Origin of the sequence: Crocosphaera sp. Alani8, assembly GCF_038442745.1 — a bacterium.
Classification (GTDB): Bacteria; Cyanobacteriota; Cyanobacteriia; order Cyanobacteriales; family Microcystaceae; genus Crocosphaera.
Map to the genome: position 1 here is coordinate 1 of NZ_JARVCN010000279.1, position 4189 is coordinate 4189.

Genomic DNA, 4189 nt, shown 5'->3' on the forward strand with positions numbered 1-4189 from the left:
CAGGAGTTATAACCTAAATATTGGGTGTACCTCATGAGTGTGAGAAACGCTATATATAACTTATTTGCCAGTATTGAAGCCGAATTTCTACAACAAATTTAATTCTAGTTATCGTGCGAAGTACGCAACAGTACAACCCGAATCTGCGTCTATAAACGAATAAGATTATGAATTATTAATATAGAGATGAAATTTCGGGAAATTATTGAAAAACTGGGTTCTTTGGTTAGTGAAAATAGTTTAACTACTGACAAGGACAATAACCCTGAAATTCTAGGGGTTGCAGCTGTTGGTGAAGCTCAAGGCAAACAATTGAGTTATATCGAGGGAGCAAAGTTTGCAACGATGGTTCCCAAAACAGCAGCCAGTGCCTTGATTTTGCCCCGCGATGAGAAGTTACAGCAAGAAGCAGGGAAAAATGGCATTGCTTGGTTATCTACCCCAGAACCCCGTTTAACCTTCGCTCACGCCATCAGACTATTTTATAACCCCTTTAAACCTTCCCCTGGTATTCACGAAACAGCAGTCATCGATCCCAGTGTTACCCTCGGCAAAGATGTTTATATCGGTCCCCATGTCATAGTTCAAGAGGGGGTGAAAATTGGTGATAATGTTTGTATTCAGGGCAATGTAGTGATTTATCCCCAAGTTAGTCTAGGCGATCGCACATTACTTCATGCTAATTGTACCATCCACGAACGGGTGCAAATTGGTAACGATTGTGTCATTCACAGTGGTGCTGTTATTGGTGCTGAAGGGTTTGGCTTCGTTCCTGTCCCTGAAGGATGGTTTAAAATGGAACAATCGGGTTATGTGATCCTCGAGGATGGGGTAGAAATTGGCTGCAATAGTGCTGTTGATCGCCCTGCGGTGGGAACAACTCGTATTGGTCGTAACACCAAGATGGATAACCTAGTGCATATTGCCCATAACTGCCAAATTGGGGAAAATTGCGTTATGGCCTCTCAAGTTGGCTTAGCTGGTGGTGTTACCTTGGGTAAACGGGTGATTTTAGCTGGACAAGTGGGTATTGCCAACCAAGCAAAAATAGGAGATGGAGCGATCGCTACGGCACAAACCGGTATTCCCAGTGATGTGGCTGCTGGGGAAATTGTTTCTAGTAGTCCTGCGGTTCCTAATAAGTTATATTTAAAAGCATCAGCTATTTATAAAAAGCTCCCGGAGATGTATCAAACTTTAAAAAGGTTACAGAAAAAATTAGAAGAATAAGTTGCTTTTTGCGGTTTTTATTGATTGTATTGAATCATAATTGCTCTAAAGATTTTTCTTGAGGTTTCAATCATAATGGCTCACTATGGATTAATTTGTCCCCCATCAACTGGTCATCTCAACACCATGTTTCCTTTGGGAAAAGAACTACAAAAACGTGGTCATCAAGTAACTTTATTTAGCATACTAGATGCACAATCAAAAACCCTCGCCTCTGGCTTAGAATTCCAAGTAATTGGGGAATCTGACTGTCCTCAAGGGATAGTAGCACAGAGATTAGCTCAGTTAGGTAAACTTAGCGATCTTCAAGCCTTTAAATGTACGGTTAACTGGCTAAAAAATGATGCCTCTGTGCTATTGCGAGATGGGCCAGAAGCTATCAAAAAAGCAGGGGTAGATGGTTTATTAGTAGATCAAGCTTCTTTTGGTGGAGACACAGTAGCAGACTTTCTTGATATTCCTTTCATTACTATTTGTAGTGCTGTTGTTTTGAATCAAGAAGCAACAATTCCACCCTGCATTACTAATTGGAACTATGCTCCTAGTTTGTGGGGAAAATTAAGAAATAAATTAACTTATCAAATAACCAAGAGAATAGGTCAACCGATCGCAAACTTGGTTAATGAATATCGTCAGCAATGGAACTTACCAATCTCTTCTAAACTTGATCAAAGTTATTCTCAATTAGCTCAAATTAGTCAACAACCAGCAGAATTAGAATTTCCGAGAAAAGAATTACCCCAGTGGTTTCATTTTACAGGGCCTTATCATAGTTCAGTCGGTCGAGATGTACCTGATTTTCCTTATGAAAAGTTGACTGGAAAACCTTTGATTTATGCTTCGATGGGAACTGTTCAAAACCGTCTAATAGAAGTCTTTCAACAGATAGCAGAAGCTTGTGTCGGATTAGATGCTCAATTAGTCATTTCTTTGGGTGGTTCGGCTAAACCTGAGTCTTTACCACCTTTTGCAGGTTCACCCCTGGTGGTGGAATATGCACCACAGTTGGAGTTATTACAAAAAGCGACTCTAACTATTACCCATGCAGGGATGAATACTACTTTAGAATGCCTCACAAATGGTGTTCCAATGGTTGCTATTCCCATTGCCAACGATCAACCCGGAATTGCTGCGCGGATTGTTTGGTCTGGATGTGGTGAAGCAGTCCCCATTAAACAGATAAAGGTGTCCAAACTACGAACTGCTATTCAAAAGGTGTTAACAGAAGATTCTTACAAAGAGAATGCTCTGAGGTTACAAGCAGCTATTAAAAAAGCCGGTGGTGTTAGTCGAGCGATTGATATTGTTGAAGAAGCAGTATCTACTAGAAAACCTGTCTTGTCCACAACATATTAATTCAATAACTCGCAAAGTGCTGTAGATTGTAGTCCTATGCCATTTTATACTTTTTCAGTTTAGAAGAGCAAGTAACTTTGAATTAATTGACTACCAGAAGTAGAAGAAAAAGCTGAGAAATTTCTTCAGAAACTACAGGATTATTTGGCTTATCATAACTACAATTAAACAAGGGTAATTTTATGTCATCATTAGAAAGAAAACTTGGTTCAGTTGAAAATCTTTTTCATGTCATTCATGACTTTGGTGGGATGATAGATGTTAACATTGCTCGCATTGAAGGAGATGTACAGCCTCATGTCTTACAAAAAGCACTCTTATTACTACAAAAACGTTACCCTCTGCTTAGAGTTCGTATAATTGACTTAGAGGATGGGTATTATTTTAGTTCTGAAAATATACAAAAAATTCCTTTGCGGGTCATAACAAAAACTGATGAAAATCAATGGTTAGAAGTTGCTGAATCAGAACTACATCAAAAATTCTCTCAAGATTTCCATCCTTTATGTCGTATCATCCTACTTAAATCTTCTTTGAGGGATGGTCTTAGTGAAATTATCGCTACCTTTCATCATTCTATTACCGATGGATTATCTTGTATGAACTTTATTGATAATCTCCTCATTTATTATCATAAAATTGTTAGTCAGGAAGAAATATATAATCCTACCAGTTTAGATTTTCCTCCTCCAATTGAACAAAAATTAAATAGAAATTTAGTAAATTGTAGTCAAACAGAAGATACAAAAAATGAAAATTCATCAGATAGTTGGAGTCCTCAACTAATCATTGAAAATGAAGCATCACTGAATGAAAGACGTACCCATATTATTAACCGCATCATTAATTCAGAAACCCTTTTAAATTTAAAACGGCAATCTAAAACCCAAGCAACAACTATACATGGTGCTTTATGCGCAGCAATGTTATTGGGAACAAAAACAATTTCAAGTTTTGAAGAACCAGTCAATTTATCTTGTAGTTCGAGTATAGATTTACGCAAATATTGTCAACCAGAAATTGATATTAATAATTTTGGTTGTTTTGTTTCCATTATAGAAAATATGCACATTTTAAGCAAAAATACAGACTTTTGGGATTTAGCTAGAAACTGTAAACAAAAAATTGAGCTTACTAAAAATCAGACAATTAATAATATGATTGATGGTCAAAGGCTGGCTAATTTTAGTCAATTAACCCTTGAAAAAATGTTAGAAAAAAATCCCATAGGAAGAATTCAAATGATAAGCGTTTCTAATCGTGGAAAGATTAACTTAGCCAAAAACTATGGTCGACTAAAAATCAAAGAAATATATTTCGCCACGGGACAACATATCTTAGGTCCTTGTCTTTGGTTGGGTGCAGTAACTTTCCATGAAAAACTATGTTTAAGTTTTGCTCATGTCACCCCTTTAATCAGTTCTCAAACTATGAATAATTTTGCTGATAGTGTAGTAAGTATTCTAGAAAAAGTTGCTAATGAAGAATCTTTAATCAAGGAGAATGGATAGTGAAATACTATCCATAGTCAGTGTTTATTGAGAGGTCATCTGTGACGACTCCCGACACTGAACGGAGTACCGTTACAGTGCGGGCTTCTCCA

Annotated in this window: 3 protein-coding genes; all 3 read left to right on the top strand. The window is 37.3% G+C overall.

Going from position 1 to position 4189, the window contains the following annotated elements:
- Positions 1-186: 186 nt before the first annotated feature.
- The 3 genes from lpxD (at position 187) to P9B04_RS15585 (ending at position 4097) form a co-directional block, all read left to right on the top strand.
- Complete coding sequence (lpxD, locus tag P9B04_RS15575) at positions 187-1230, top strand: UDP-3-O-(3-hydroxymyristoyl)glucosamine N-acyltransferase (protein ID WP_342055905.1); 1044 nt, start codon at positions 187-189, stop codon at positions 1228-1230.
- A gap of 75 nt (positions 1231-1305) precedes the next feature.
- On the top strand, positions 1306-2586 hold the full coding sequence (locus tag P9B04_RS15580) for a glycosyltransferase (RefSeq protein WP_342055906.1): 1281 nt from the start codon (positions 1306-1308) through the stop codon (positions 2584-2586).
- 182 nt (positions 2587-2768) lie between these two features.
- Positions 2769-4097 carry a condensation domain-containing protein gene (locus tag P9B04_RS15585; RefSeq protein WP_342055907.1) on the top strand — a complete coding sequence of 443 codons (1329 nt, stop codon included), beginning with the start codon at positions 2769-2771 and terminating at the stop codon, positions 4095-4097.
- Positions 4098-4189 lie beyond the last annotated feature (92 nt).